Source organism: Streptomyces sp. NPDC027672, from assembly GCF_055566335.1.
The window spans coordinates 208,321-235,090 of record NZ_JBVHSO010000010.1; the positions used below are offsets into that span (position 1 = coordinate 208,321).

At 73.2% G+C, this 26,770-nt stretch carries 25 protein-coding genes and 1 riboswitch; of the genes, 12 read left to right on the forward strand and 13 right to left on the reverse strand.

Features of this window, described 5'->3' with window-relative positions; all coding sequences use genetic code 11:
• The first annotated feature begins 141 nt into the window (after positions 1–141).
• Genes ACZ4SV_RS24655 through ACZ4SV_RS24670 form a run of 4 tightly spaced genes read left to right on the forward strand, consistent with a single transcriptional unit; the run spans position 142 to position 4,710 of the window.
• On the forward strand, positions 142–1,515 hold the full coding sequence (locus tag ACZ4SV_RS24655) for a nucleotide sugar dehydrogenase (RefSeq protein ID WP_468006456.1): 1,374 nt from the start codon (positions 142–144) through the stop codon (positions 1,513–1,515).
• On the forward strand, positions 1,512–2,990 hold the full coding sequence (locus ACZ4SV_RS24660) for a glycosyltransferase family 2 protein (protein WP_468006458.1): 1,479 nt from the start codon (positions 1,512–1,514) through the stop codon (positions 2,988–2,990). Before ACZ4SV_RS24655 ends, ACZ4SV_RS24660 begins: the two co-directional genes overlap by 4 nt.
• The gene (locus ACZ4SV_RS24665) at positions 2,987–3,148 is read left to right on the forward strand and encodes a hypothetical protein (protein ID WP_468006460.1); all 162 of its coding nucleotides are present in this window, start codon (positions 2,987–2,989) and stop codon (positions 3,146–3,148) included. Before ACZ4SV_RS24660 ends, ACZ4SV_RS24665 begins: the two co-directional genes overlap by 4 nt.
• The gene (locus ACZ4SV_RS24670) at positions 3,145–4,710 is read left to right on the forward strand and encodes a polysaccharide deacetylase family protein (RefSeq protein WP_468006461.1); all 1,566 of its coding nucleotides are present in this window, start codon (positions 3,145–3,147) and stop codon (positions 4,708–4,710) included. The genes ACZ4SV_RS24665 and ACZ4SV_RS24670 overlap by 4 nt, the downstream gene beginning before the upstream one ends.
• 103 nt (positions 4,711–4,813) lie before the next feature.
• Here ACZ4SV_RS24670 and groL read toward each other — a convergent pair whose 3' ends face one another.
• From groL to thrC, 4 genes are all read right to left on the reverse strand, one after another.
• A complete protein-coding gene (gene groL, locus ACZ4SV_RS24675) occupies positions 4,814–6,436 on the reverse strand; it encodes a chaperonin GroEL (protein ID WP_468006463.1) in 1,623 nt (540 codons plus the stop codon).
• 402 nt (positions 6,437–6,838) lie between these two features.
• A complete protein-coding gene (locus tag ACZ4SV_RS24680; protein ID WP_004986573.1) occupies positions 6,839–7,042 on the reverse strand; it encodes a cold-shock protein in 204 nt (67 codons plus the stop codon).
• Positions 7,043–7,474: 432 nt separating this feature from the next.
• The gene (locus tag ACZ4SV_RS24685) at positions 7,475–7,750 is read right to left on the reverse strand and encodes a MoaD/ThiS family protein (protein ID WP_397942563.1); all 276 of its coding nucleotides are present in this window, start codon (positions 7,748–7,750) and stop codon (positions 7,475–7,477) included.
• Entirely contained in the window at positions 7,747–9,030 is a 1,284-nt protein-coding gene (gene thrC, locus ACZ4SV_RS24690) for a threonine synthase (protein WP_468006465.1), read from the reverse strand. The genes ACZ4SV_RS24685 and thrC overlap by 4 nt, the downstream gene beginning before the upstream one ends.
• Positions 9,031–9,048: 18 nt before the next feature.
• Positions 9,049–9,191, reverse strand: a riboswitch (SAM riboswitch).
• 157 nt (positions 9,192–9,348) lie between these two features.
• Here thrC and ACZ4SV_RS24695 point away from each other — a divergent pair.
• Both ACZ4SV_RS24695 and ACZ4SV_RS24700 read left to right on the forward strand, forming a co-directional pair.
• Positions 9,349–10,293: a glucosyl-3-phosphoglycerate synthase gene (locus tag ACZ4SV_RS24695; RefSeq protein ID WP_365872451.1), complete on the forward strand. Its 945-nt coding sequence runs from the start codon at positions 9,349–9,351 to the stop codon at positions 10,291–10,293.
• 110 nt (positions 10,294–10,403) lie between these two features.
• On the forward strand, positions 10,404–11,807 hold the full coding sequence (locus ACZ4SV_RS24700) for an alpha,alpha-trehalose-phosphate synthase (UDP-forming) (RefSeq protein ID WP_468006628.1): 1,404 nt from the start codon (positions 10,404–10,406) through the stop codon (positions 11,805–11,807).
• Between the two features lie 41 nt (positions 11,808–11,848).
• Here the strand turns inward: ACZ4SV_RS24700 and otsB are convergent, their stop codons facing one another.
• Genes otsB through ACZ4SV_RS24715 form a run of 3 tightly spaced genes read right to left on the reverse strand, consistent with a single transcriptional unit; the run spans position 11,849 to position 14,296 of the window.
• Positions 11,849–12,709: a trehalose-phosphatase gene (gene otsB / locus ACZ4SV_RS24705; RefSeq protein ID WP_468006467.1), complete on the reverse strand. Its 861-nt coding sequence runs from the start codon at positions 12,707–12,709 to the stop codon at positions 11,849–11,851.
• 36 nt (positions 12,710–12,745) lie between these two features.
• The gene (locus ACZ4SV_RS24710) at positions 12,746–12,970 is read right to left on the reverse strand and encodes a DUF3263 domain-containing protein (protein WP_365872447.1); all 225 of its coding nucleotides are present in this window, start codon (positions 12,968–12,970) and stop codon (positions 12,746–12,748) included.
• Between the two features lie 45 nt (positions 12,971–13,015).
• The gene (locus tag ACZ4SV_RS24715) at positions 13,016–14,296 is read right to left on the reverse strand and encodes an extracellular solute-binding protein (RefSeq protein ID WP_468006469.1); all 1,281 of its coding nucleotides are present in this window, start codon (positions 14,294–14,296) and stop codon (positions 13,016–13,018) included.
• Between the two features lie 112 nt (positions 14,297–14,408).
• Between ACZ4SV_RS24715 and ACZ4SV_RS24720 the strand changes: the two genes are divergently transcribed.
• The 3 genes from ACZ4SV_RS24720 (at position 14,409) to ACZ4SV_RS24730 (ending at position 17,535) form a co-directional block, all read left to right on the forward strand.
• A complete protein-coding gene (locus ACZ4SV_RS24720; RefSeq protein ID WP_468006631.1) occupies positions 14,409–15,353 on the forward strand; it encodes an ROK family protein in 945 nt (314 codons plus the stop codon).
• Positions 15,353–16,495: an N-acetylglucosamine-6-phosphate deacetylase gene (gene nagA, locus ACZ4SV_RS24725; protein ID WP_468006471.1), complete on the forward strand. Its 1,143-nt coding sequence runs from the start codon at positions 15,353–15,355 to the stop codon at positions 16,493–16,495. Before ACZ4SV_RS24720 ends, nagA begins: the two co-directional genes overlap by 1 nt.
• A gap of 122 nt (positions 16,496–16,617) precedes the next feature.
• Positions 16,618–17,535 (forward strand): 1-phosphofructokinase family hexose kinase, encoded by a 918-nt coding sequence (locus ACZ4SV_RS24730; RefSeq protein WP_468006473.1) that lies wholly within the window; start codon positions 16,618–16,620, stop codon positions 17,533–17,535.
• Between the two features lie 21 nt (positions 17,536–17,556).
• On the opposite strand, the gene ACZ4SV_RS24735 is transcribed toward ACZ4SV_RS24730, so the two are convergent.
• Both ACZ4SV_RS24735 and cdgB read right to left on the reverse strand, forming a co-directional pair.
• Positions 17,557–18,477 (reverse strand): CBM35 domain-containing protein, encoded by a 921-nt coding sequence (locus ACZ4SV_RS24735; RefSeq protein WP_468006475.1) that lies wholly within the window; start codon positions 18,475–18,477, stop codon positions 17,557–17,559.
• Positions 18,478–18,595: 118 nt separating this feature from the next.
• Positions 18,596–20,275, reverse strand: coding sequence for a diguanylate cyclase CdgB (gene cdgB, locus ACZ4SV_RS24740; protein WP_365872437.1), 1,680 nt, complete (start codon positions 20,273–20,275; stop codon positions 18,596–18,598).
• A 360-nt stretch (positions 20,276–20,635) separates the two neighbouring features.
• Between cdgB and ACZ4SV_RS24745 the strand changes: the two genes are divergently transcribed.
• Positions 20,636–21,208, forward strand: coding sequence for a flavin reductase family protein (locus ACZ4SV_RS24745; protein ID WP_365872435.1), 573 nt, complete (start codon positions 20,636–20,638; stop codon positions 21,206–21,208).
• 537 nt (positions 21,209–21,745) lie between these two features.
• Here ACZ4SV_RS24745 and ACZ4SV_RS24750 read toward each other — a convergent pair.
• Entirely contained in the window at positions 21,746–22,585 is an 840-nt protein-coding gene (locus ACZ4SV_RS24750) for a sigma-70 family RNA polymerase sigma factor (protein ID WP_468006478.1), read from the reverse strand.
• A gap of 144 nt (positions 22,586–22,729) precedes the next feature.
• The gene (gene arfB, locus ACZ4SV_RS24755; RefSeq protein WP_365872431.1) at positions 22,730–23,167 is read right to left on the reverse strand and encodes an alternative ribosome rescue aminoacyl-tRNA hydrolase ArfB; all 438 of its coding nucleotides are present in this window, start codon (positions 23,165–23,167) and stop codon (positions 22,730–22,732) included.
• Between the two features lie 196 nt (positions 23,168–23,363).
• On the opposite strand from arfB, the gene ACZ4SV_RS24760 reads away from it, so the two are divergent.
• The gene (locus ACZ4SV_RS24760) at positions 23,364–23,939 is read left to right on the forward strand and encodes a TerD family protein (protein WP_365872429.1); all 576 of its coding nucleotides are present in this window, start codon (positions 23,364–23,366) and stop codon (positions 23,937–23,939) included.
• Positions 23,940–23,999: 60 nt separating this feature from the next.
• Here ACZ4SV_RS24760 and ACZ4SV_RS24765 read toward each other — a convergent pair whose 3' ends face one another.
• Entirely contained in the window at positions 24,000–24,500 is a 501-nt protein-coding gene (locus tag ACZ4SV_RS24765) for a hypothetical protein (protein ID WP_365872427.1), read from the reverse strand.
• Between the two features lie 82 nt (positions 24,501–24,582).
• Between ACZ4SV_RS24765 and ACZ4SV_RS24770 the strand changes: the two genes are divergently transcribed.
• Positions 24,583–25,977: a M1 family metallopeptidase gene (locus ACZ4SV_RS24770; protein ID WP_468006481.1), complete on the forward strand. Its 1,395-nt coding sequence runs from the start codon at positions 24,583–24,585 to the stop codon at positions 25,975–25,977.
• Between the two features lie 22 nt (positions 25,978–25,999).
• Here ACZ4SV_RS24770 and ACZ4SV_RS24775 read toward each other — a convergent pair whose 3' ends face one another.
• Complete coding sequence (locus tag ACZ4SV_RS24775) at positions 26,000–26,692, reverse strand: pentapeptide repeat-containing protein (protein ID WP_468006483.1); 693 nt, start codon at positions 26,690–26,692, stop codon at positions 26,000–26,002.
• Positions 26,693–26,770: the final 78 nt, after the last annotated feature.

Below are 26,770 nucleotides of genomic sequence, written 5' to 3' on the forward strand. Positions count from 1 at the left end.
GCCCGGTCCGGCATTCCCGCGCCGGCCCGCGGGGCGGTGTGACACCCGCCATAGGCACAGAGACCGGCAACCGGGTGAATCCCCCGCGGCCCGCCGCCGCGCCGCCCGGAAGACGGAGCCACGAGCTCTAAATAACACAACGTGACTATTACGCAACACATCGCTGGCAACGGAGGGACCCGGGAGGCAGGCGCCGGTCCCGGCCTCGCCCGCTGGACCGGCCGGCTCGACGCGGACGACGGAACCAGCGCCGCCTCCCTGGCCGGACTCACCGTCGCCGTAGTCGGTCTCGGCTATGTGGGCCTGCCCACCGCCCTCGGCCTGCTGGACGCCGGTGCCACCGTCCTCGGCGTCGACACCAGCGAGCGCCGGCTGGCGGACATCCGCGCCGGCGACGTGGACCTGCTCCCGGCCCAGCACGCCGCCCTGGCCTGCACCCAGAACACCGGTGCCTTCCTGCTCACCACCGACGCCGGCGCCCTGCCCGGCGCCGACGCCGTCATCGTCTGCGTGCCGACACCGGTCACCGAGGACCACCGGCCCGACCTGCGCGCGCTGCGTGCCGCCTGCGCCACCGTGGTCGAACGGGCCGTCCCGGGCCAGCTGATCGTGCTGACCTCCACCAGCCACGCCGGCACCACCCGCGAGTTGCTGCTGGCCCCGCTCGCCGCCCGCGGTCTGACCGCCGAACAGGACGTCCTCGTCGCCTTCGCCCCCGAGCGCATCGACCCGGGCAACGCACACCACACCCCGGAGACCACCCCGCGGATCGTCGGCGGCGCCGGACCGCTCAGCGCCCGGGCCGCCGCCTTCCTGCTGCGGGTCACCGCCTCGCACATCCACCAGGTGCCCGACCCGGAGACGGCCGAGATGGCCAAACTCTGGGAGAACATCTTCCGCGCGGTCAACATCGCCCTCGCCAACGAACTGGCGGAGGCCTGCGCGCACCTCGGGCTGGCACCGGTCGAGGTCATCGAGGCCGCCGCCACCAAGCCGTACGGCTTCATGCCCTTCTACCCGGGACCCGGGGCCGGCGGTCACTGCATCCCCTGCGATCCCTACTACCTGCTCGACCGGCTGCCGCCCGGCGGACCGGCCGCGCCGGTGCTCGGCGCCGCCATGAGCGCCCTGCGCGAGCGGCCCGCGCGGATCGCCGCCCAGGCCGCCGCCCGGCTGCGCGCCGACGGCGCCCGGCTCGACGGCGCCCGCGTCCTGGTCCTCGGCGCGGCCTACAAGCCGGGGGTGTCCGACGTACGGGAGAGCCCGGCGCTGCGGCTGCTCGGGCTGCTCGCCGAGCGGGGCGCCGACGCGCACTACAGCGACTGCCACGTGCCCCGCCTCACCGCGGGCGGCCGCCGGCTCACGTCCGTGGCCGACCCGCACCGGCAGCACTGGGATCTGGTGATCGTGCACACCGCGCACCCCGGTGACGACCTCGGCTGGCTGGACACGGTGCCGCGGGTGCTGGACACCCGGCACCGCATCCGTCCCGCCGGCCCCGTCCCGGTCCGGTGAGCGCCGCACCCGGCACCCTGGCGACGGTGCCCGCCCCGGCCGGCTCCGCCCCGCGCCACCGGCTGCGCGCCCGCCTGGGCGGTGCCCTGGACAGGATGGACCCGCGCGGGCGCGCCGGACTCGTCCGGCTGCTCGGACTGGTCGCGCTGCTGCCGCTGCTGCTGCTGATCGCCCGGCGCTCGGTCCGGCTGCCGTACGAGCCGAACCTGCTCACCTGCTACGGGCTGGCGGTGCTGACCGGCACCGCGGGCCTGCTCTACCTCGCCTACACCCAGTACGACGACCCCGCGGTGCGCACCCTGCGCCGCCGGGCGCGCGGCCACGAGACGTTCCCGGCGCTGCCCGAGCGGCCGAAGGTCAGCTTCCTGCTCGCCGTCAAGGACGAGGCCGGCAACGTCGAGGCGTGCGTCCGCTCGATGGCCGCCTCGGACTACCCCGGCCTCCAGATCATCGTGGTCGACGACGGCTCCCGGGACGGCACCGGCGAGATCCTCGACGGCCTCGCCGACGAACTCGGCGTCACCGTCGTCCGGCTGGACCGCAACCTCGGCAAGAAGGCCGCCCTGGTGCGCGCCTGCGCCCTGGCCGACGGCGACGTCCTGGTGTTCACCGACTCCGACTGCGTCCTCGCCCGGGACGCGGTCCGGCGGTGCGTCCGGGCCATGGTCCGCCACCCGGACCTGGGCGCGGTCAGCGGGCACTGCCGCGCCCTCAACCCGCACAGCAGCGTGCTGACCCGGATCCAGGACGTCTGGTACGAGGGGCAGTTCCGCATCGCCAAGGCGGCCGAGGCGGCGTTCGGCGCGGTCACCTGCGTCTCCGGCCCGCTCGCCGCCTTCCGGCGCGAGGCCGTCTACAACTACCTGCCCGCCTGGGCGGAGGACCGGTTCGCGGGCGCGCCGTTCCGGTTCGCCACCGACCGGCAGCTCACCGGATACGTGCTGGGCCAGGTCTGGCGCGGTCCGGCCCTCAAACGACGGCACGCCGGCTCGCCGTTCGTCACCGGCCAGGACCACCCGGAGCGGCCCTGGCTGGTGGGGTACAGCAAGTCCGCCCGGGTGTGGACGAACGTGCCCGCGCACTGGCGTCCCTTCCTGCACCAGCAGGTCCGCTGGAAGAAGAGCTTCCTCCGCAACCTCTTCTTCACCGGCGGCTTCATGTGGCGCCGCGGCCCCGTCCCGGCCCTGCTCTACTACGGCCACGCCCTGTGGGTGCTGGCCGCCCCGGCCCTGGTCTTCCTGCACCTCGTGTGGGCGCCCCTGCACTGGGCGGCCGGGCTCACCGCGCTCTATGTGGCCGGGGTGCTGCTCAAGGGCAGCATCTGGGGCCTGGCCTTCCGCCTCGACAACCCGGGGGACGGGCGCTGGCGCTACCGGCCCCTGATGAGCCTGCTCTCCTGCTGCGTCCTGGCGTGGCTGCTGCCCTACGCCGCTCTCACCCTCCGCCGTGGAATCTGGACGAGGACTACCGCATGACCCTCACGACCGCCACGTCGCCGATCCCGCGCCCGCCCCGGCACGGCCGGGCCGGAAAAGGCTTCGGCCGGCTGTTCCGGCTGACCGCCGCCGCGGTCTCCGCGGCCGCCGTCCTGGCCCTCTACTACGTCGTCCTCACCCGGGGAGGCTCCTGGTGAGGCGGCCCGGCGGCCCCGCGGACGGCCCCGGCGCCGCCCCTGCCCGGCCGCCGGGCGGGCGGCCCGGCGGCCGGGCGCTGCGCACCCTGCTCGGCGTCGCCGCCGCCGTCGTGGTGGCGACCCCGTTCGTCACCGCGTGGCGCTCCGACGCCGGCCGGCGCGCGGTGACCGCCCAGGTCCCGGCGCCCGGCGCGGCGGCGGACACCGGGGCCGGCACGCTCGTCACCCCGCGCACCAGCGCGCCGGTCGTCCTCGCCTACCACGACGTCAACCCGGCCCCGGCCCACGCGTACACCGTCACCCCGCGACAGCTCGACGCCCAGTTGTCGACGCTGGCCGCGGCCGGCTACCGCGCCCTGAGCACCGCGGAGTTCACCCGCTACCTGAGCACGGGCCAGTCCCCCGCGCCGCGCACCGTCTACCTCACCTTCGACGACGGCACCAGGGGCCTGTGGACCTACGCGGACCGGATCCTCGCCAGGCACAAGATGCGCGCGGCGGCCTATCTCATCACCGGCGCGGTCGGCACCCACCGCCCCTACTACCTCTCCTGGTCCGAGATCGGCCGGATGGCGGGCTCCGGGCGCTGGGACTTCCAGGACCACTCGCACCTCGCCCACGGGCGGGCGGCCGTCGACGCCGCCGGGCACCGGGGGTCACGGCTCGCCAACCGGCTGTGGCTCGCGCGGCAGCGCCGGCTGGAGACCGAGGACGAGTACCGCACCCGGGTCCGCGCCGACCTCGACCAGTCGCTGCGGACGTTCGCCGGCCACCGCCTTCCGGCGCCCCGGCTGTTCGCCTACCCGTTCTCGGAGACGGCCGGGCCGACGAACCTCGCCACCCGGGACACCTCCGTCCTGGACGGGCTGCTGCGGGAGCGGTTCACCGCCTCCCTGACCAATGTCTCCACCCGCCCGCTGCCGGCCGGGCCCCGGGCCGCCGCCGCCCGGCAGGTGCAGCGCCTGGAGATCACGCGGGCCATGTCCACCGGCACCTTCGTGCGGCTGCTCAACGAGTGGGTCGCCCGCCCACCCGACGAGGTGCCCGAGCCGCTCGGCCACCCCGGGCAGTGGGAGTTCCCGGGCAGCCCTCCGGGCACCGGCCTGGCGGCGCTCACCGGGACGGGGGCGGCGAAGGGCACGTATGTGTCGGCCGTCCACCTGCCCCTGGCCACGGCCGGCTGGGACACCTACCGGGTGACCGCCACCGTGGACCGGCTGAGCGGGACCGGGACGAGCGCGTCGGTGCGGACCGGGTACGGCAGCCTGGTGCCCGTCACCGTCACGGTCTCGGAGACCGGGCTGCGGGTGACCGAGCGGCCGGACGGCGGGGTCCCGCGCGTCACGGTCCGCAAGCTGGTCCCGGCGGCCCGGCACCGGCTGAGCCTGGAGGTCTCGCCCGGCGGGGTCCGGATCACCGTGGACGGCGGCGCCCCGCTGGTGGCCCGGGCCACGGCAGACCCCGATCCCGCGCGCACCGGCGGCGGTCTGGCGCTGGCCGTGCGCGACGAGGCGAGGGACACGGCCTGGCCGCGGTTCACCTCCCTGCGCATCGCTCCCTGAGCGGCGCGGGCGCAGCGGGCACAACGGCCGAGGGCGGCACCTCCTGTCGGAACAGGAGGTGCCGCCCTCGGTTCGTACAGACGACGATCAGCGGTCAGGCCGATCAGAAGTCCATGTCACCGCCCGGCATGCCGCCGCCGGCCGGCGCGGCGGTCTTCTCCGGCTTGTCGGCGATGACGGCCTCGGTGGTGAGGAACAGCGCGGCGATGGAGGCGGCGTTCTGCAGCGCGGAACGGGTCACCTTCGCCGGGTCGATGATGCCCTCGGCGACCAGGTCGACGTACTCGCCGGTCGCGGCGTTCAGGCCGTGGCCCGGGGTCAGGTTGCGCACCTTCTCCACCACGACACCGCCCTCGAGGCCGGCGTTGACGGCGATCTGCTTCAGCGGGGCCTCCAGGGCGACGCGCACGGCGTTGGCACCGGTCGCCTCGTCACCCTCCAGCTCCAGCTTCTCGAAGACCTGGGAGGCCTGCAGCAGGGCCACGCCACCACCGGCGACGATGCCCTCCTCGACGGCGGCCTTCGCGTTGCGGACGGCGTCCTCGATGCGGTGCTTGCGCTCCTTGAGCTCCACCTCGGTGGCGGCACCGGCCTTGATGACCGCGACACCGCCGGCCAGCTTCGCCAGGCGCTCCTGCAGCTTCTCGCGGTCGTAGTCGGAGTCGCTGTTCTCGATCTCGGCGCGGATCTGGTTGACCCGGCCGTTGACCTGCTCGGAGGAGCCGGCACCGTCGACGATGGTGGTCTCGTCCTTGGTGATGACGACCTTGCGGGCGCGGCCCAGGAGGTCCAGGGTCGCGTTCTCCAGCTTGAGGCCGACCTCCTCGGAGATGACCTCGCCGCCCGTGAGGATGGCGATGTCGCCGAGCATGGCCTTGCGGCGGTCGCCGAAGCCCGGGGCCTTGACGGCGACGGACTTGAAGGTGCCGCGGATCTTGTTGACGACCAGGGTCGACAGGGCCTCGCCCTCGACGTCCTCGGCGATGATCAGCAGCGGCTTGCCCGACTGCATGACCTTCTCCAGCAGCGGGAGCAGGTCCTTGACCGAGGAGATCTTGGAGTTGGCGATGAGGATGTACGGGTCCTCGAGCACCGCCTCCATGCGCTCCATGTCGGTGGCGAAGTAGGCGGAGATGTAACCCTTGTCGAAGCGCATGCCCTCGGTGAGCTCGAGCTCCAGGCCGAAGGTGTTGCTCTCCTCGACGGTGATGACGCCTTCCTTGCCGACCTTGTCCATGGCCTCGGCGATCAGCTCGCCGATCTGGGTGTCGGCGGCGGAGATGGAGGCCGTGGAGGCGATCTGCTCCTTGGTCTCGACGTCCTTCGCCTGCTCCAGCAGGGCGGCGGAGACGGCCTCGACGGCCTTCTCGATACCGCGCTTCAGGGCCATCGGGTTGGCACCGGCGGCTACGTTGCGCAGGCCCTCCTTGACCAGGGCCTGGGCGAGCACGGTCGCCGTGGTCGTACCGTCGCCGGCGACGTCGTCCGTCTTCTTGGCGACTTCCTTGACCAGCTCGGCGCCGATCTTCTCGTACGGGTCCTCGAGCTCGATCTCCTTGGCGATGGAGACACCATCGTTGGTGATCGTGGGCGCGCCCCACTTCTTCTCGAGGACGACGTTGCGGCCCTTGGGGCCGAGCGTCACCTTCACGGCGTCCGCGAGCTGGTTCATGCCGCGCTCGAGGCCGCGCCGCGCCTCCTCGTCGAACGCGATGATCTTGGCCATGTGAAGTGGTCCCTCCAGGACTGGGGGTGATTCCTTCGGACCGCGCCCGCGCCCGCGACGGACGGCTCGCCGGCCGTGTGGTTCCTTGCCCCACCTGACCCGCGGGCCTCACCGACCCGGTCCTTCGCTGTCACTCTCACCTTCAGAGTGCTAACGCAATGATTAGCACTCGGCATGCCCGAGTGCAAGACGCGCTCGCGAAGCGGGCCCCAAGAGACGGCGGTCGGGTGACGGGCGGAGGCCGGGCGCCGGGAGCGGTACGGGGCGCCGCCGGCCGCCGTGCGGACGCCGGAGACCGGAGGTCGCAACCGGAGGCCGGGCAGGGCGAAGGGCACACCAAGCCCAGGCATGGCGAAGGGCCCGCACCCTCTGCGAGGTGCGGGCCCTTCACGCGAGAAATGTTCAGGCGGTGACGCGAACCATATCGGCCTGCGGACCCTTCTGGCCCTGCGAGATCTCGAACTCGACCCGCTGACCCTCTTCCAGGGTGCGGTAGCCGTCCATCTGGATCGCGCTGTAGTGGACGAATACGTCCGCACCACCGTCGACCGCGATGAAGCCGTACCCCTTCTCCGCGTTGAACCACTTGACGGTGCCCTGAGCCATGCCTAACTCCCCTATTACTGGCCCTTGCACAGATCCACACTTCGCGGACCCGGGTCAGACCTCACCCCCCAACCGGTCTGGGGGCGTGCGCCGGAACGCGTCGACCGCGGCTGAATGTATCTGTCCAACTGCCGTCTGCAACAGGTCAATCGGACGAGAAATCTGGACGCGAGGGGTCCGGAATGTGGCGAGAATTCACCTGACTTCAGGGCAAGTCGGGCCCCATGAAAGCCACAAAAGCCGCAAAGAACCTGCACACTTTGGCTACTTCTTGTCGGGCAGGCGGCATGAATCCAGGGCCCGCGGCGCGACGGCCGCGACCGTGTTCCCCAACTCTACCGCGCTCAATCACACAGAATTGCCCCCTCCGTTTCTCTTACGGAGGGGGCAATCCGATGAACGCTCGGTTACCGCGGTGACCGGGGGCGACGATCAGCCGCCGGCGACCGCCGGGATGATCGAGACGCCGGCGCCGTCGGGGGTCGCCGTGTCCAGGCCCTGCTCGAACCGCACGTCGTCGTCGTTGACGTACACGTTGACGAACCGGCGCAGCTTGCCCTGGTCGTCCAGGACCCGGGCGGCGATCCCGGTGTGGTTCTTCTCCAGGTCGGCGATGACCTCGCCGAGCGTCCCGCCCTCGGCGGCGACCTCGGCCCGGCCGCCGGTGTAGGTGCGCAGGATGGTGGGGATGCGAACGGTCACGCTCATGCGAGGCCAGCCTCTCGGAAGGAGTCCAGGGTCGGGCGGATGGTGGCGGTCAGGCCGGTGCCGGCCACCGCGTCCAGGGTCTTCAGGCCGTCGCCGGTGTTCAGGACGACCGTGGTCTTCGCCGGGTCCAGCACGCCGTCCTCGAGCAGCTTGCGGGCGACGCCGACGGTGACCCCGCCCGCCGTCTCCGCGAAGATCCCCTCGGTGCGGGCGAGCAGCCTGATCGCGTCCACGACCTGCTCGTCCGTCACGTCCTCCACGGCACCGCCGGTGCGGCGCGCGATGTCCAGGACGTACGGCCCGTCGGCCGGGTTGCCGATCGCCAGGGACTTGGCGATGGTGTCCGGCTTCTGCGGGCGGACCACGTCGTGGCCGGCCTTGAAGGCGGTGGACACCGGCGAGCAGCCCGCGGCCTGGGCGCCGAAGATCTTGTACGGCCGGTCCTCGACCAGGCCCAGCCTGATCAGCTCCTGGAGCCCCTTGTCGACCTTCGTCAGCTGGGAGCCGGAGGCGATCGGGATCACGAGCTGGTCGGGCAGCCGCCAGCCGAGCTGCTCGCAGATCTCGTACGCCAGGGTCTTGGAGCCCTCCGCGTAGTACGGCCGCAGGTTGACGTTGACGAAGCCCCAGCCCTCGCCGGCCGGGTCGCCGATCAGCTCGGAACAGAAGCGGTTGACGTCGTCGTAGTTGCCCTCGATGCCGACGAGGTCACCGCCGTAGACCGCGGCCATGACGATCTTGGCCTGCTCCAGGTCGTGCGGGATGAACACACAGGAGCGCAGGCCGGCCCGGGCGGCGGCGGCGCCGACGGCACCGGCCAGGTTGCCGGTGGAGGAGCAGGAGAGCGTGGTGAAGCCGAAGGCGCGGGCGGCCTCCAGGGCCTGGGCGACGACCCGGTCCTTGAAGGAGTGGGTCGGGTTGCCGGAGTCGTCCTTGATGTACAGGCCGCCGGTCACGCCCAGTTCGCGGGCCAGGTTGTCGGCCTTGACCAGCCGGGTCCAGCCCGGGTTGAGGTTGGGCTTGCCGGCCACGTCCGCCGGGACCGGCAGCAGCGGCGCGTACCGCCAGATGCTGGCGGGGCCGGCCTCGATGCGGCGCCGCAGTTCCTCGGTGTCGTAGGCGGAGAAGTCGTAGGCGATCTCCAGCGGGCCGAAGCACTCCTGGCAGGCGAAGACCGGTCCGAGCGGCACCCGGTGGCCGCACTCGCGACAGCTCAGGGCGGCGGCGGGGCCGAGGTCGACGGCGGATTCGCTGGTGGTGGCAACTGTCTGCACAGCCATGTGAGGCGAGGCCCTTTCTCCTCATCTTCCTCACGACGCATCTCGTCGCGAGACGGATTTGGCACCTTCCCTAGCCGGGAGCCTCGCGTGGAAGACGAGTACCGGCTGGAGGGTTGCCGGGGCTTCATCGGGCCGTGTCCCTCTGCCCCTCTGGATGAGCTGTATGCGGTTGTGTGAACGCCCGCCGACCCCGACATGCGATGGTCACCGGCGTTGTTCAAGACTGTAACCGACGGCCAGGACAGTTGAGATAGTCGTCCGAACCGCGAGATGCATCACACGGAGACGTGTGGTCGTGACAGTGAGGAGCCGCCGACCGTGCTGGAAGAAGTCGAGCGCTGGCTGAGCACCCGCTCCTGGTCCGTGGCCGACCGCCCGCTGCACCAGGTGCTGGCCGCCAAGCAGCGCACGGGCCGGACGATCAGCGTCGTCCTGCCCGCCCTCAACGAGGAGGCGACGGTGGGCGACATCGTCACCGTCATCCGGCACGACCTCGTGGAGCGGGTGCCGCTCGTCGACGAGATCGTGGTCGTCGACTCCGGCTCCACCGACCGCACCTTCGAGGTCGCCGCGCGCGCGGGCGCCCGGGTGGTCCACCGCGACGAGATCCTGCCCCGCCTCCCCGCCGTCCCCGGCAAGGGCGAGGTGCTGTGGCGCTCGCTGCTGGTGACCCGCGGGGACATCCTCTGCTTCATCGACGCCGACCTGCGGGACTTCTCCTCCGACTTCGTCTCGGGGATCGTCGGACCGCTGCTCACCGATCCGGACGTGGACCTGGTCAAGGCGATGTACGACCGTCCGCTCGCCGGTGCCGCGGGGCAGGGCGGCCGGGTCACCGAGCTGATGGCCCGGCCGCTGCTGAACATGCACTGGCCGCAGCTTGCCGGGTTCGTGCAGCCGCTGGGCGGCGAGTACGCGGCCCGCCGCTCCCTGCTGGAGCAACTGCCGTTCCCGGTCGGCTACGGCGTGGAGCTGGGCATGCTGGTGGACGCGCTGCACCTGGCCGGCCTGGACGCGCTGGCCCAGGTCGACGTGGGCGTGCGCAAGCACCGCCACCAGGACGGCCAGGCCCTCGGCCGGATGGCCGCCGCGATCTACCGCACCGCACAGCTACGGCTGGCCCGCGGCCATCTCATCCGGCCCGCGCTGACCCAGTTCGAGCGGGGCGAGGACGGTTTCGAGCCGCGCACGTACTCGGTGGACACCGAGGAGCGGCCGCCCATGGCGGAGATCGCCGAGTACGCCGAACGGAAGGTGGCGTGAACGGGCCGTATACGGTCGGCTCCGCAGGTGGATCGCACGTTTGAGGGTTTACGGGCCGGGCTAGGTTGAGGCGTATGGCTCCCACGCACGATCCTGCCGAGAAAGCCCGGGTGCTGGTCGCGTCGAATCGCGGCCCGGTGTCCTACCAGGTACACGAGGACGGCTCACTGCACGCCAGAAGGGGCGGCGGCGGACTGGTCTCGGGGCTGTCCGCCATCGGCTCGGACGCCGGCTCGGTGTGGGTGTGCGCCGCGCTCGGCGACGGCGACCGGGCGGCCGTCCGGCGCGCGGACGGCGGACTGCTGCCGGCCGGGGACACCGGCGGGCAGCGGGTGCGGATGCTCGACATCGACGCGTCCGTGCACGCCGACGCGTACAACGGCATCGCCAACTCGGTCCTCTGGTTCGTCCACCACATGCTGTACCAGACCCCCCTGGAACCGGCGTTCGACGCGGAGTTCCGGCGGCAGTGGGCGGCGTACCGGGAGTACAACCGGGCCTTCGCCGAGGCGCTGGCCGAGGAGGCGGGCGAGGGCGCGGCGGTGCTGATCCAGGACTACCACCTGGCCCTGGCCCCGCGCATGCTCCGCCGGCTCCGGCCGGACCTGCGCATCGGCCACTTCTCGCACACGCCCTGGGCCCCGCCGGACTACTTCCGGCTGCTGCCCGACGACATCGCGGCCGAGCTGCTCGACGGCATCCTGGGCGCGGACCGGGCGGCGTTCCTCACCCGGCGGTGGGCGGACGCCTTCACGGCCTGCTGTCACGCGGTGCTCGGGCCCGACAGCCTGTCCGGCACCCGGATCGGGGTGCACGGGCTGGGCGCGGACGCGGACTTCCTGCGCGAGCGGGCGCACCGCGAGGACGTGGCCGAGCGGATGGCGGCGCTGCGCGAGGAGATCGGCCCCGGCCGCAAGACGGTCGTCCGGGTGGACCGCACCGAGCTGTCCAAGAACATCGTGCGCGGGCTGCTGGCGTACCGGCAGCTCCTCGACGACCACCCCGAGTGGCGGGAGAAGGTCGTCCACGTGGCGTTCGCCTACCCGTCCCGGCAGGACCTCGCCGTGTACCGCGACTACACCGCCGAGGTGCAGCGGCTCGCGGACGAGATCAACGAACGGTACGGCACGCCCGGCTGGACCCCGGTGGTGCTGCACGTGAAGGACGACTTCGCGCGCTCCCTGGCCGCGTACCGGCTGGCCGACGTGGCGCTGGTGAACCCCATCCGGGACGGCATGAACCTGGTCGCCAAGGAGGTCCCGGTCGTCTCGGACCACGGCTGCGCGCTGGTGCTGTCGCGGGAGGCCGGCGCGCACGAGGAACTGGGCGAGGACGCGTTCACGGTGAACCCGTACGACATCACGGGCACGGCGCAGGCCCTGCACACGGCACTGAGCCTGCCGCCGGAGGAGCGCTCGGCCCGCAGCAAGCGCCTGGCCACCGCCGCGACCGCCCTCCCGCCCGCCCGCTGGTTCCTGGACCAGCTCGCAGAACTGACCAACCGCCCGGACTGAGCGACCGCCCGGAAGGTGGGTGCCAGGCGTCGAGGTGGGTGTCAGGCGTCGAGGTGGCGGGTGAGGTCGCGGAGGAGTGCCACCACTCCTTCCGGGCCGTCGACCACCAGGTCGGCTCGGTCCGCCAGCTCGGTGACCTCCGTGCTGCCGCTGCAGACCAGCAGGCCGGGCGTGCCGTTCTTGCGGAGTTCCTCGACCGCGGCGAAGGCGGGCAGGTCGCCGAGGTCGTCGCCGGCGTAGACGACGCAGCCGGCGCCGGTGGCGCGGACGTGGCCGAGCAGGGCCACGCCCTTGTCCATGCCCGGCGGGCGCAGCTCCAGGACCAGCCGGCCGGGTTCGACGATCAGGCCGTGCCGGGCGGCGAGAGCGGTGAGCGGGCCGCGCAGGGACTCGAACGCGGCCTGCGGGTCGGCGGCGCGGCGGGTGTGCACCGCCAGGGCGCGGCCCTTCTCCTCGATCCGGATGCCCTCGTCCGCGCCGGCGCCCTCCAGCAGGCCGGGCAGTTCGGCGCGGGCGGCGGCGACGCCGGGGTGCGGGGGCGGGGCGGTGACGGTGCCGGTGGCCGCGTCCCAGCGTTCGGCGCCGTAGTGGCCGAGGACGGTGAGGTGCTCCAGGCCGGGGACGTCGGCGAACCCGCCGTAGCGGACCGCCACCTCGGGCGGGCGGCCGGTGATCACGGCGACGGAGGCGACCTCCGGGGCGAGCGCGGCCAGCACGGGTACGGCGTCGGGGTGGGCGCGGGCCTGCTCGGGGTCGGCGACGATGGGGGCCAGCGTGCCGTCGAAGTCCAGGCCGATCAGCGCGGAGCGGGGCCGCGTCAGCAGCGCGGCGAGCCCGTCGCGGCCGGGCCGGGTCCGCGGGACCGGCAGCGGGTGCGGGGGTTCCGTCGTGTGGGTGCCCATACAGCGACCCTATCCACGAGGGGCCGGGTCCACTCCTCAGCGTTCGGCGCGGCGGGCCTCGCGCAGACGGCGCAGGCGGTTGACCGTCACGGGGTCGTGGGCGAGGGCCCGCTCGTCGTCCAGGAGGGCGTTGAGGAGCTGGTAGTAGCGGACCGGGGCGAGGCCCAGTTCCTCACGGATCGCCCGTTCCTTCGCGCCGGCGCCGGGAAAACCCCGGCGCTCCAGCGCGAGGACGGCCTTCTCACGGCTGCCGAGTTCCATGTGGCCACGGTAGCGCCGGGCACCGACAGCCGGAGCCGGCCGGGGTCAGCCCTGGCTGCTGCTGTCGGCCGCCGTGGCCGTGGACTGCAGCCGGCTCAGGACGGCGGAGGGGTTGCCGCCGGGGGCGACGGCCTGGCCGATGTTCTTCTTCACGGCCGCGCTGACCGCCGCCCAGGAGGTCTTGCCGACGGGGTACAGCCCGGAGGTGGGCAACTGGTCCAGGAAGGGACGCAGGGCCTTGTCCCCGGCCGCGTCCGACGCGCTCATGGCGTTGGAGGCGGAGCTGGTGACCGGCAGCAGGCCGTAGGTGCGGGAGAAGTCGAGGACGTTCTTCTCGCTGTAGACGAAGTCGAGGAAGTCGCCCGTCTGGTCGGCGTGCCCGTTCTTGAACGCCATCATCCAGTCGGCGACGCCCATGGAGGCCCTGGCCGCGCCGTCCCGGCCGGGCATCGGCACCATGCCGAACTTCACGCCCTTGCGGGCGGCCTGCTGGATCAGCGTGGGATGCCCGTTGACCATGCCGACCTGGCCGTCGGCGAACGCGGCGAAGGCGTCCGCGCGGTTCAGCCTGCCGGGCGCGACCGGGCCGGTCAGGCCCTTGCCGACCAGTTCGTCCTTGAGCCAGGCGAACGTCGAGACGTTCGCCGCGGAGTCGATCGTGTAGGTGCCTATGTCGTCGGTGTAGCCGCTGCCGCCGTTGCCGCCGGCGAGCAGCCACTGCATGGTCTCGGCCTGGGCCTCCTCGGGGCCGAGCGGCAGGGCGTAGGGGTACTTCACGCCCTTGTCCTTGAGCGCCTGGGCGTCGGCGGCCAGCTGGTCCCAGGTGGTGGGCGGGGTGATGCCGGCCTTGTCGAAGAGGGTCTTGTTGTAGAAGAGCACGCGCGTGGAGGCGGCGAACGGGATGCCGTACTGGGTGTGCTTCCACTCGCCGGCGTCGGAGAGCTGGGAGAGGAAGTCGGCCTGGGTGCGGATGGAGAGCAGCTCCGAGGCCGGGTAGAGCTTGCCGGCGGCGGCGTAGTCGGCGTAGGCGCCGATCTGGGCGAGGTCGGGCGCGTGGCCGGCGTCGACCATCTCCTTGACCTTGCGGTCGACGTCGTTCCAGGAGTAGACGCTGACCTCGACCCGTACGTCGGGGTGCTTGGCCTGGTAGTCCTTGGCCAGGGCGTCCCAGTACTTCTTGGAGCTGTTGGCGGCGGAGTCGCCGTAGTCGGCGGCGACCAGTCTGAGGGTCACCCCGGAGGAGCCCGTGCTCCCGCAGCCGCCGAGGGCCGCCGTCATGCCCAGTGCGGACACCACCGCGATCGTTCCTGCTGTACGCCGACGCACCCTCAAAGCCCCAACCCTGCTGTCTGACCGTTCAACATATGGACACATAAGGTCTACACCACGCGAGTGGACTAGACCTCTCGCGGGTGGGAGGGCCACACTAGGCCCCGTGGTGAGACATGTCATCGCCCTCGACGTGGGCGGTACCGGGATGAAGGCCGCCCTCGTCGGCGACGACGGCACGCTGCTGCACCGCGCCCGCCGTGCCACCGGCCGCGAGCGCGGCCCCGAGGCGGTGGTGGAGGACATCCTCGACTTCGCCGCCGAGCTGCGCGCCCACGGCGTCGCGCACTGCGGCGAGCCGGCCGGCGCGGCCGGCATCGCGGTCCCCGGCATCGTCGACGAGGCCGCCGGCACCGCCGTCTACGCGGCCAACCTCGGCTGGCGGGACGTACCGCTGCGCGCCCTGCTCGCCGACCGGCTCGGCCTGCCCGTCGCGCTCGGCCACGACGTCCGCGCCGGCGGTCTCGCCGAGGGCCGGATCGGCGCCGGCCGGGGCACGGACCGGTTCCTGTTCGTGCCGCTGGGCACCGGGATCGCGGGCGCCATCGGCCTGGACGGGCGGGTGGAGGCCGGCGCGCACGGCTTCGCGGGCGAGATCGGCCATATCGTCGTACGGCCCGGCGGCACGCCCTGTCCCTGCGGGCAGCGCGGCTGCCTGGAGCGGTACGCCTCCGCGTCCGCCGTCAGCGCGGCCTGGGCGGCGGCCGGCGGCGACGCGGACGCGGACGCGGCGGACTGCGCCCGCGCCGTCGCGTCCGGTGACCCGAACGCCGTCCGGGTCTGGCGGGAGGCGGTGGACGCGCTCGCCGACGGCCTGGTCACCGCCGTCACCCTGCTGGACCCGCGCACGCTGATCATCGGTGGCGGGCTGGCCGAGGCGGGGGAAGTGTTGTTCCGACCGCTGCGGGACGCCGTCCGGCAGCGGCTCACCTTCCAGAAACTGCCCGCCATCGTCCCCGCCGCCCTCGGCGACAGCGCCGGCTGCCTGGGCGCGGGACTGCTGGCGCGCGACCTGCTCACGACCGCTTCATCGACTCCGGAGGTAAGCACCTGATGGCTCCCAGGTTGGTTCTCGCAGGTGCCCGGGTGGTGCTGCCCTCCGGGATCGTGGACGGCGCACGCCTGGCCGTGGAGGGCACGAGGATCGCGGCCGCGGCACCCGAGGACACCGACGTGCTCGACGTGACCGGCCACTGGCTGGTCCCCGGCTTCGTCGACCTCCACAACCACGGCGGCGGCGGCGCCTCCTTCGCCGGCACCGCCGAGGAGATCCTCACCGCCGTGCGCACCCACCGCCGGCACGGCACCACCACGCTCGTCGCCTCCACCGTCACCGACGAGATGGACCTGCTGGTGCGCCAGGCCGGGCTGCTGAGCGAGCTGGCCGAGCAGGGCGAGATCGCGGGCATCCACTTCGAGGGCCCGTTCATCTCGCCGTGCCGCAAGGGCGCGCACTCCGAGGCGCTGCTGCGCGACCCGGACCCGGCCGAGGTCCGCAAGCTGATCGACGCCGCGCGCGGCAAGGCGAAGATGGTCACCCTCGCCACCGAGCTGCCCGGCGGCGTCGACTCCGTACGGCTGCTCGCCGAGCACGGCGTGCTCGCGGCGATCGGGCACACGGACGCGACCTACGAGCAGACGGTGCAGGCCATCGACGCGGGCGCCACCGTCGCCACCCACCTGTTCAACGCCATGCCGGCCCTCAACCACCGCGCGCCCGGCCCGATCGCCGCGCTGCTGGAGGACGAGCGGGTCACCGTCGAGCTGATCAACGACGGCACCCATCTGCATCCCGCGACGCTGGAACTGGCCTTCCACCACGCGGGCGCGGACCGGGTCGCCTTCATCACCGACGCGATGGACGCGGCCGGCACCGGCGACGGCCGCTACATGCTCGGTCCGCTGGAGGTCGAGGTCAGCGAGGGCGTGGCCCGGCTGGTGGAGGGCGGCTCGATCGCGGGCTCCACGCTCACCCTGGACCGCGCCTTCCGGCGGGCGGTGACCGTCGACAAGCTGTCGGTGCCGGACGCGGTGGCCGCGCTGTCCGCCAACCCGGCCCGGCTGCTCGGCCTCTCCGACCGCGTCGGCTCCCTGGAGCCCGGCAAGGACGCCGACCTCGTCCTGCTGGACGCGCGGTTCGAGGTGAAGGGCGTGATGCGCCGGGGCGAATGGGTGGTGAAGCCCCAACTGCCCTGATCCGTAACCCGGTCGAGAGACGGTGACCGGCCCGCGCACTGGGCCCGCCGCCGTCTCTTTGGCATGATCGAGGCCCCGGAAACCGCAGACAGGCGCAGGCACTTCGAGGGAGGTCGGCCCGGGTGATCCTCACGGTCACACTGAACACCGCTCTCGACCTCACCTATCGCGTACGGTCCCTGCGGCCGCACGCCTCCCACCGTGTCTCGGCGGTCGCCGAACGGCCCGGCGGCAAGGGCGTGAACGTGGCCCGGGTGCTGGCCGCGCTCGGCCACCCGGTGACGGTCACGGGGTTCGCGGGCGGCGGGACCGGCCGGGAGATACGCGACCGGCTGGCCGGCACGCCCGGTCTGACGGACGCGCTGGTGCCGGTCGCCGGGGCGAGCCGGCGCACGATCGCCGTGGTCGACGAACTGTCGGGCGACACCACCCAGCTGAACGAGCCGGGCCCGCAGATAGCGCCGGGCGAGTGGGGCGCCTTCCTGGACCGGTACGGCGAACTGCTGGCGGGCGCCTCGGCGGTGGCGCTGTGCGGCAGCCTGCCGCCGGGGGTGCCGGTGGGGGCGTACGCCAACCTGGTCCGCACGGCCCGCTCGGCCGGCGTCCCCGTGCTGCTGGACACCAGCGGTGAGCCGCTGCGCCGCGGGGTCGCCGCCCGTCCGGACATCATCAAGCCGAACGCCGACGAACTGGCCGAACTCACCGGCTCGCACGAGCCGGTGCGCTCCACCCAGGACGCCCGCCGGCGCGGCGCCCACGCGGTCGTCGCCTCCCTGGGCGCCGGCGGCCTGCTCGCCGTCACCCCGGAGGGCCGCTGGCGCGCGGTCCCGCCCGCCCGCGAACTCGGCAACCCGACCGGCGCCGGCGACTCGGCGGTGGCCGGCCTGCTGTCGGGCCTGCTGGAGCAACTCCCCTGGCCGGACCGCCTCAGCCGCGCGGTCGCCTTGTCGGCGGCAACGGTACGGGCCCCCGCGGCGGGCGAATTCGACCCCGCGGCCTACGACAAACTCCTACCGCACGTGTCGGTGACGGCGGAGTGACGGCCGCGCTCCCCCGCCGGTCTAGACCCACCCCTTGACCAGCCACAGCTGGTCGATGAGCGCGTCGCACTGGTTGCCCTGCTCGCACGAGAGCTTGATGGTGTTCGTGCCCTTGTCGAGCTGGATCCAGTTGTACGTCTTCGTCCAGCCCTTCTCGTAGTCGCCCGCCGGCGCGCCCGCCCAGTTCTTCAGGTTGACGGTCTTGTCGGACGTCGTACCGTTGACCGTGAGAGTGGCGTTGGCGTCCTTGCCGGGGACGCTGTAACCGACGAAGACGCTGTACTTGCCGGACTCGGGCACGCCGGTGACGCTCCAGGTGACGGAGGCTCCGGGCTGGTTGAAGCCCGTCACGTAGGTGCCGCCGTCCGACCTGGCTCCCTTGACGTCCGACGCCGTCGTCACCCCGGTCCCGAGGGTCAGGCTCTTCGCGTCGGTCTTGGGCAGCTCGGTGCCGGCCGGGCTGGCGCTCGCCGACCGGCTCGGCTCGGCGCTCTGCGACGTGGACGGCGCCGCCGAGGCGCCGCCGTCCGTCTTGTCGCCCGCGTCGTCGTTCATCATCGCCACGCCGATGCCGATGACGACCGCGGCGACCACCGCGATCGCGCCGATCAGCAGGCCCTTGGTGTTCGGGCCGCGGCGGGGCGGGGCCGGCTGCGGGGCGCGGCCGCCGGACTGGGGGCCGCCCGGAAGGGTCTCCGGAGCCTGGTAGTGGGTGTTCGGCTGGCCGTAGGCGCCCCGCTGGGGCGCGCCCTGGCCGTACGCGGGCGGCTGCTGCTGGCCGTACTGGCGCTCGCCGACCGCGCGCACCCTGGTGACGGAGTTCGGATAGCCGTACCCGCCGCCGGACGGCGGCTGGGCTCCCCGGGCCTGGCCGTCTGCGTACAGGTAGCCGAACGGGTCGTCGTCCTCGGGCGTGCTCGCGCCGTTGTCGCCGGGCGTCATCCCTTGGTACTCCTCAACAGTGCGGGCGGATGCGGTGTACGGGTTGGAATGGCGAGCCTACCCGCTCTCACTCGGCCAAACGGGTGACCCAGCCCGCATCAAACCGCTGACCTGCGGTTCATCCGGCACGGCGGTGCTGTTTGGGACGAGATCGTTTCTCTACGTACATCCGCTCGTCAGCGGACTTCAGCACTTCGTCCGCCGTCATCCCGCAGTGCGCCCACCCGATGCCGAAGCTGGCGCCCACCCGGACGGACCGGCCCTCGGCCCGGATCGGCTGGATGATCTCGTTGCGCAGCCGTACGGCGAGGTCCTGGGCGTCGGCCCGGCCGAGGCCGTCGGCGAGGATCACGAACTCGTCGCCGCCGAGCCGGGCGACGGTGTCGCCGTCCCGGACGCCGTTGCTCAGCCGCCGGGCGACCTCGATGAGGACCGCGTCGCCCGCGTTGTGCCCGTACCGGTCGTTGATCGACTTGAAGCCGTCGAGGTCGCAGAAGAGGACCGCGAGGCCCTTGGTGCCGTCGTCGCGGCCGTCCGCGGGCGCCGCGGTGTGCACATGGTGGTCGTAGGCGTCGTAGCCCTCCGCGCCCGGCGTGAAGTCGAAGCCGTGGCCGGCCGGGACCTCGAAGCCGGGGCCGGCCGGAGTGTCGAAGACCGGGTGGCCGTAGGCCGCGTCCAGGGACTCCAGGGCGCCGGCGTGCGCGGGGCGCTGACAGAGCCGGGCGGACAGCCGCGAGCGCAGCTCGGCGGAGTTCGGCAGGCCGGTCAGCGAGTCGTGGGAGGCGCGGTGGGCGAGCTGGAGTTCGCGCCGCTTGCGTTCCTCTATGTCCTCGACGTGGGTGAGCAGGAAGCGGGGGCCGTCGGCGGCGTCCGCGACGACGCTGTTGCGCAGGGACACCCACACGTACGTGCCGTCGCGGCGGCCGAGCCGCAGCTCCGCGCGCCCGCCCTCGGCCGAGGTGCGCAGCAGGGTGCCGATGTCCTCCGGGTGGACGAGGTCGGCGAAGGAGTAGCGGCGCATCGCGGAGGCGGGGCGGCCGAGCAGCCGGCACAGGGCGTCGTTGCTGCGCAGGATGCGGCCGTGCTGGTCGCCGCCCATCTCGGCGATGGCCATGCCGGACGGCGCGTACTCGAAGGCCTGCCGGAAGGACTCCTCGCTGGCGCGCAGGGCCTGCTGCTCGCGCTCCAGGCGGACCAGGGCGCGCTGCATGTTGGAGCGCAGCCGGGCGTTGCTGATGGCGATGGCGGCCTGGAAGGCGTACATCTGGAGGGCCTCGCGGCCCCAGGCTCCGGGACGGCGGCCGTTGCGCGGCCGGTCGACGGATATCACGCCGAGCAGTTCACCGGAGGAGCCGCCCTGCACGCCGGGGGTGTACATCGGCGCGAAGAGCCGGTCGGAGGGGTGCCACTCGTCCTCGAAGCGCGGCGCGGGCCCGTCGGTGTGCCACTGGGGCACGTCGTCGTCGTCCAGGACCCAGCCTTCGGTGTGCGGTATGAAGACCAGGTCACCCCAGCGTTCGCCCATGCCCAGCCGGCGGTCCCAGGACTCGCGGGAGCCGGCCCGGCCGGTGATCAGGGCCTCGGCGACGGAGTTGCCGGAGAAGGCGGCGACCACGAGATCGCCGTCCTGGCGGACCAGGTTGACGGCCGCCATCTCGTACCCGAGGGCGTTGACGGCGCCGTCGGCGACGCTCTGCAGTGTGTCCGCCAGGCTGCGGGCCGTGTTCATGTCGGCCATGACCTGGTGCAGCTGTCGCAGGGACGCAAGACGGACGTACGGCTCCGACTCGGTCTCCATGCTCGCCCTCCCCCCGAGACCTCGCAGCGAATCAAGGGTTGTCTTCGGCGCTGCTTCCGCGTTGCCGCGGTGGCACTTCGTATTGCCGTGCGCGTTGCTCTTGCCGCTCCTCCCGCCACTGAATCACAGCGCGCTGCCCACTCGGTACACAGGGTCAACAATTCCTGCCCCTTGTGACTCAAGTCACAGCAGAACGTGAACAATTGAGTGGGGTTTCTGCGTTTGCCCCCCACGTCGCGCGAACACATACCGTACCCATGTCTTCACATGATGCACGCGCTCCTGCGCCGCCGGACCTAGGACCCGGCTCGGACGAAGGCCCGATGCGCGCCGCGCCGGGCGAAGACTAGCGTTTCCGGCGTGCTGAACACTCCCTCTCCCACGACCCCCCAGGCCACCGGGCATGCTGAGGGGGTGAGCAACGACGAGTTCCGGGCCGCGATGTCCCGGCTGGCCGCGGGCGTGGTCCTGGTCACCGCGCAGGAACCGTCCCTGGACCCGGACGACCCGACGGCGCCGGACGTGGAGGACGTCGGCATGACCGCCACCGCCTTCCTGTCGGTCTCCCTCGACCCGCCGCTGGTGCTGGTCAGCCTGCGCGAGGGCTCCCGCATGGACGACCTGCTCGCCGAGCAGCCGCTGTGGGCGGTGTCGGTGCTCGCCGAGAGCCAGCGGCACATCGCGGGCCGCTTCGCCATGAAGGGCCGGATCAGCGACCGGCTGCTGTTCGCGGACATCCCGTACGTGCGCGGCGAGGTCACCGGCGCCCCGCTGGTCGGCGGCGCGCTGGCCACGCTGGAGTGCCGCACCGAGCAGCGGGTGACCGCCGGGGACCACACCCTGGTCGTCGGCCGCGTCCTCACCGCCCACGTACCGAGCGCACAGGGCGGCCCCCTGCTGTACTTCCAGGGCCGCTACCGACACCTCGGCTGAGCCGGCCACCCACGGCGCCCGGCCAGCCACCGCGGCCCGGCCCGGCCACCCGCAGACCGGGCCGACCGGGCGCCGGTGTCCCTCTCGCCCGGGACACCACCGCTGCCGACCGGCCCTCGCGCCGGTTCCGCGACCCCGTCCGAGCGCACGGGCCCGCCCGCCCGTTCGGCTCCGCGCCCCCCGGCCCGACCCACACGGGGCCACCCGCCCGCGCCGACCCCGCCGGCCCGGCCCCGCCTGCCACGGACCCGCCCACGTCGGCCCCGCGACCCCGCCCGCCACGGACCTGCCCGCCCGGTTGGCCACGCGAACCCGGCCGACCCGCACGCACCCGCCAGCCCTGCCTGACCCGCACGCACCCGCCCGCGCCGGCCCCGCCGGCCCGGCCCCAGCGCACGGACCCGCGCGGCCGGCCCCACGACTCCGGTCCGACCCGTACAGACCCGCCTGCCCGCGCCGCCCCCGTGCCCCCGGCCCGGCCCGCCACGGACCCGCCCGGTTCGCCCCGCGAACCCGGTCCGACCCGCACCGCAGCTCCTAGACCTCCTCCACACTCAGGTCCGCCAGTCGGGTCGGGGTGGTGATGATGTCGATCGCGGCGATGCGGCCGGACACGAAGGTGAAGGCCAGCACCCGCTCCGGGCGGCCGTCGGCGAACACCGCCAGGCCGGTCGCGCCGTCCACGAGCACCGGGCGCGCGACACGCGCCAGGTGCGCGAACGCCGCCGCGCCGGCGGCGACCCGGGCCGCGCCGCTGTTCACGCCCTGCTCCGTGCGGGCCACCACGTCCGGGTCGAGCACCGCGAGCAGCCCGTCGAAGTCGCCGTCCCGGGCGGCGGCCAGGAAGGCGTCCACCACCTCCCGCTGGCGGGCCAGGTCGGCCTCCGGGGCCCGCACGCCCCGCACCCGGCGCCGGGCCCGGCTGGCGAGCTGCCGCGCCGCGGCCGGGCTGCGCCCGAGGATGCCCGCGATCTCGGCGAAGGGCACGCCGAACAGGTCGTGCAGCACGAACGCCAGCCGCTCGGCCGGCGCGAGCGTGTCCAGGACGACCAGCAGGGCGAGCCCCACGGAGTCGGCGAGCAGCGCGCCGTGCGCCGGGTCCGGCCCGGTGTCCGGCGCCGGCCGCCAGCTCTCCAGCGGCTCCTCGCCCCGGGAGCGGCGGGCGCGGAGCACGTCGAGGCAGACCCGGCCGACGACGGTGGTGAGCCAGCCGCCGAGGTTCTCCACCTCCCCGGTGTCGGACCGGCTCAGCCGCAGCCACGCCTCCTGGACGGCGTCCTCGGCCTCGGCGACGGAGCCCAGCATGCGGTAGGCGACGGCCCGCAGGTGCCCGCGGTACGCCTCGAACCGCTCGGCGAGGAAGTCGTGGTCGGTCATCGCTGCTCAGGCCTCTTCCGTCATCGTCCAGGCGCGTGCGTACGACACCCTGACGCCGGAGGACCCGGGAATGTGACTCGCCCGCGACCGCCGTCCCAGCCGGTGACCGCCGGCCACCCATACGAAGACGCCGCCGCGCGCCCGCTACCCCCAGTCGCGGCCCGTGCGGCCGCGCTTGGTCTCCGCGCGCTGCTTCTTCTCGCGCAGCCGCCGCTCGTTGATGCCGCGGGGGATGCGGGTGGGCCTGCGGGGCTTCGGCGGCGGCGCGGTGGCCTCCGCGAGGAGCGCGGCGAGGCGTACGGCGGCGGTCTCGCGGTTACGCCACTGCGAGCGGTGCTCGGAGGCCCGTACGGACACCACGCCGTCGACGAGACGGCCGGCCAGCCGGTCCAGCGCCCGCTCCTTCCACACCGCCGGCAGCGCCTCGGTGCGGGCGAGGTCGAACCGCAGCTCCACCTGGGAGTCGCTGGTGTTGACGTGCTGTCCCCCGGGCCCCGACGACCTGGAGAAACGCCATATCAGCTCGGCCTCGGGAAGCGAGACGGAGCCACGGATGAGATAGGGCCCGGACATGTGCTCCATGTTCCCGGCCCGACCCGGCGCACGTCACCCCGATTTCGCGCGCCGGACCCCGGCTCGGTAAAAAAGGTAAAGCGAGCCGGAACCCACGGGACCCTCCGCGACGTTGTCCCGGGTGACGGTAGCTTCGTCGGTAGCTTCCGTCTGGCACAGATCGTGCCCGGATATGCACGGTATCTAAGGAAGGGACTCCCAAATCATGGCTGTAAGCCTGTCCAAGGGTGGCAACGTCTCGCTCACCAAGGAGGCTCCGGGCCTGACCGCCGTCACCGTGGGCCTCGGCTGGGACGTCCGCACCACCACCGGCACGGACTTCGACCTGGACGCCTCCGCCATCGCGGTGAACGGACAGGGCAAGGTCTACTCGGACGCCCACTTCGTCTTCTTCAACAACAAGCAGACCCCGGACAGCTCGATCGTCCACACGGGCGACAACCGCACGGGTGAGGGCTCCGGCGACGACGAGGCGATCAACGTCAACCTGGCCGCGCTCCCGGCCGACATCGACAAGATCGTCTTCCCGGTCTCCATCTACGACGCGGAGAACCGCAGCCAGAACTTCGGCCAGGTCCGCAACGCCTACATCCGCATCGTCAACCAGGCCGGCGGCGCCGAGATCGCGCGCTACGACCTGTCGGAGGACGCGGCCACCGAGACGGCCATGGTCTTCGGCGAGCTGTACCGCAACGGCGCGGAGTGGAAGTTCCGCGCGGTCGGCCAGGGTTACGCCTCGGGCCTGGTGGGCATCGCGCAGGACTTCGGCGTCAACGTCTGAGCCCCTCCCGCGCGAGGGCTGTCCGGCACCGCCGGGGAGCCCTCGCGGCCCCGGCGGGCCTCACCCCACCCGCGGGAAGCGGGCCTGGAGGGTCCAGACGGCCGGGTTCTCCGCCAGGCCCTCGTGCAGGTCGGTGAGGTCGGCGAGCAGGTCGTGCAGGAAGTCCCGGGCCTCCCGGCGCAGTTCGGCGTGGGAGAAGGTCAGCGGCGGCTCCTCGGCCGGGCTCCAGTCGGACGTGATGTCGACCCAGCCGAAGCGGCGCTCGAAGAGCATCCGGTCGGTGGACTCGGTGAAGTCCAGCTCCGCCCGCTGCGGCCGGGCGGCCCGCGAGCCCATCGGGTCCCGGTCCAGCCGCTCCACGATGTCGCACAGCGCCCACGCGAAGTCCAGCACCGGCACCCATCCCCAGGCTGTGGACAGTTCCCGGTCGGCCTCGGTGTCCGCGAGATAGACGTCCCCGCAGAACAGGTCGTGCCGCAGCGCGCGCACGTCCGCGCGCCGGTAGTCGGTCTGCGGCGGGTCCGGGAACCGGTTGGAGAGGGCATAGCCGATGTCGAGCACGGTGAGATGGTGTCACGCCCGCCCTCCGGCCCCCGCCTCCGATCCGCCCGGCCCGGCCGGGGGCCCGCCTAAGATCACTGACATGTCCAGGTCCGTACGCCGTGTCCCGGCCGTCGCCGCCCTGCTCGCCCTCGCCCTCACCGGCACCGCGTGCGACGGCGGGGTGCGAGGCACCCCGGGCGCCTCCGGCCTCGGCGACCCGTACTTCCCCCGGGCCGGCAACGGCGGCTACGACGTCGACCACTACGCCCTCACCCTGGACTACACCCCGGCCACCCGCCGTCTCACCGGCACCGCGGTCATCACCGCCCGGGCCACCCGGGATCTGTCCGCGTTCCGCCTCGACCTCGCCGGACTGCGCGTCGGCTCCGTCCGCGTCGAGGGCGCCGCCGCCCGGTGGAGCCGCGCCGGCCAGGAACTCACCGTGCGCCCGCGCGACGACCTCGCCCAGGGCGAGACCTTCCGCACGACCGTCCGCTACTCGGGCACCCCGCGCACCCTCACCGACCCCGACGGCTCCAAGGAGGGCTGGCTGCCCACCGCCGACGGCGCCCTGGCCCTCGGCGAACCCGTCGGCTCCATGACCTGGTTCCCCGGCAACCACCACCCCTCCGACAAGGCGTCCTACGACATCACGGTCACCGTCCCCCGGGGCCTGCAAGCCGTGTCCAACGGCGAGTTGACGCACCAGAGCACGCGCGGCGGCCGCACCTCCTACCACTGGCATCCGGCCCAGCCCATGGCCAGCTACCTCGCCACCGTCGCCATCGGCCACTACGACATCGCCCGCACCACCGGCCCGCACGGCCTGCCCGTCCTCACCGCCGTCGACCCCCGCCAGGCCCGCGCGAGCGCCGGGGTGCTCGCCCAACTGCCCGCGATCCTCGACTGGGAGGAGTACAACTTCGGGCCGTACCCGTTCTCCTCCGCCGGGGTGATCGTCGACCGCCCCGGGGACACCGGCTACGCCCTGGAGACGCAGACCCGGCCCGTCTTCCCCGGCGACCAGTTCGACACCGGCACGCTCGTGCACGAACTCGCCCACCAGTGGTACGGCGACTCGGTCGGCCCCGCCTCCTGGCGGGACATGTGGCTGAACGAGGGCTTCGCGACCTACGCGGAGTGGCTGTACGACGAGGACCACGACGGGCCCACCGCCCAGGAGACCTTCACCCGCCTGTACGAAGGCGACCACGAGGCCGTCTGGGCCTTCCCGCCGGCCAGGCCGTCGAGCGCCGCGCACATCTCCGACAGCCCGGTCTACGAGCGCGGCGCGATGGTCCTGCACAAGATCCGCCAGAAGGTCGGCGACGACACCTTCTACGACATCATCCAGGGCTGGGCCGCCGCCCGCCGCCACGGCACCGCCGGCACCGCCGCCTTCACCGCGTACGTCGAGAAGAAGGCCCCGGAGCAGGACTTCGGCGAGATCTGGCGGGACTGGCTGTACGGGGACGGCAAGCCGGACCGCCCGTGACCGACCGCCCGGCCGCCGCGCCTCAGCCCTCCACCCGGATTCCCAGCTCCGCCGCCAGCACCGGGGCCAGGTCCAGCAGCTGACCGGTGCTGACCACCGCCCCGGACAGCCGGTCCAGACCGCGGGTGATCTCCAGGGGCGCGGCGCCCCGCAGGTCGACGTCCGTCAGGGCGGCGTTGCCGAAGTCGGCGCCCGTGAGCGCGCAGTCCACGAACTCCACCCGCTCCAGGCGCGCGCCCGCGAAGTCCGGCTCGACCAGCACGCAGGACTCGAACACGACGTCCTTCAGGCGGGCCTCGCGCAGGTTCAGGAAGTCGATCTTGCCGCCGCGGACCACGACCCGCTCCAGCACGGCACCGTGCATCTGGGCGCCACCCAGGCGCGCGTCGACCAGCTCGACGTCCCGGAACGCGGACTCCGCGAGCTGGGTGCCGACACCGCGCAGCCCGGTCAGCACCGAGTCCAGCACCCGGGCCCGGCCCAGTGCCGTGCCGTCCACCGCGCAGCCCGTCAGCGCGCAGTCCATGAACCGGGCGCCCCGCGCGTCCTGCCCGGTCAGGTCCCGCTCCCGGAACTCCAGCCCGTCGTAGTCGCCGTCCGGCTCCAGCGCGTCCCCGTCCCACGGGTCCAGGGCCGGCAGCCGCACCTCCGCCCGCCGCGCACCCCGTACCGCCGTCCGGTCCGCCGCCCGGTTCCCGCTCGTTCGCCTCACCATGCCCCCATGCTGCACCCCGCCACTGACAGTCCGTCCCGAGCCCGCGGCACGCCGGGATGTCACCCACGGCGAGGCACC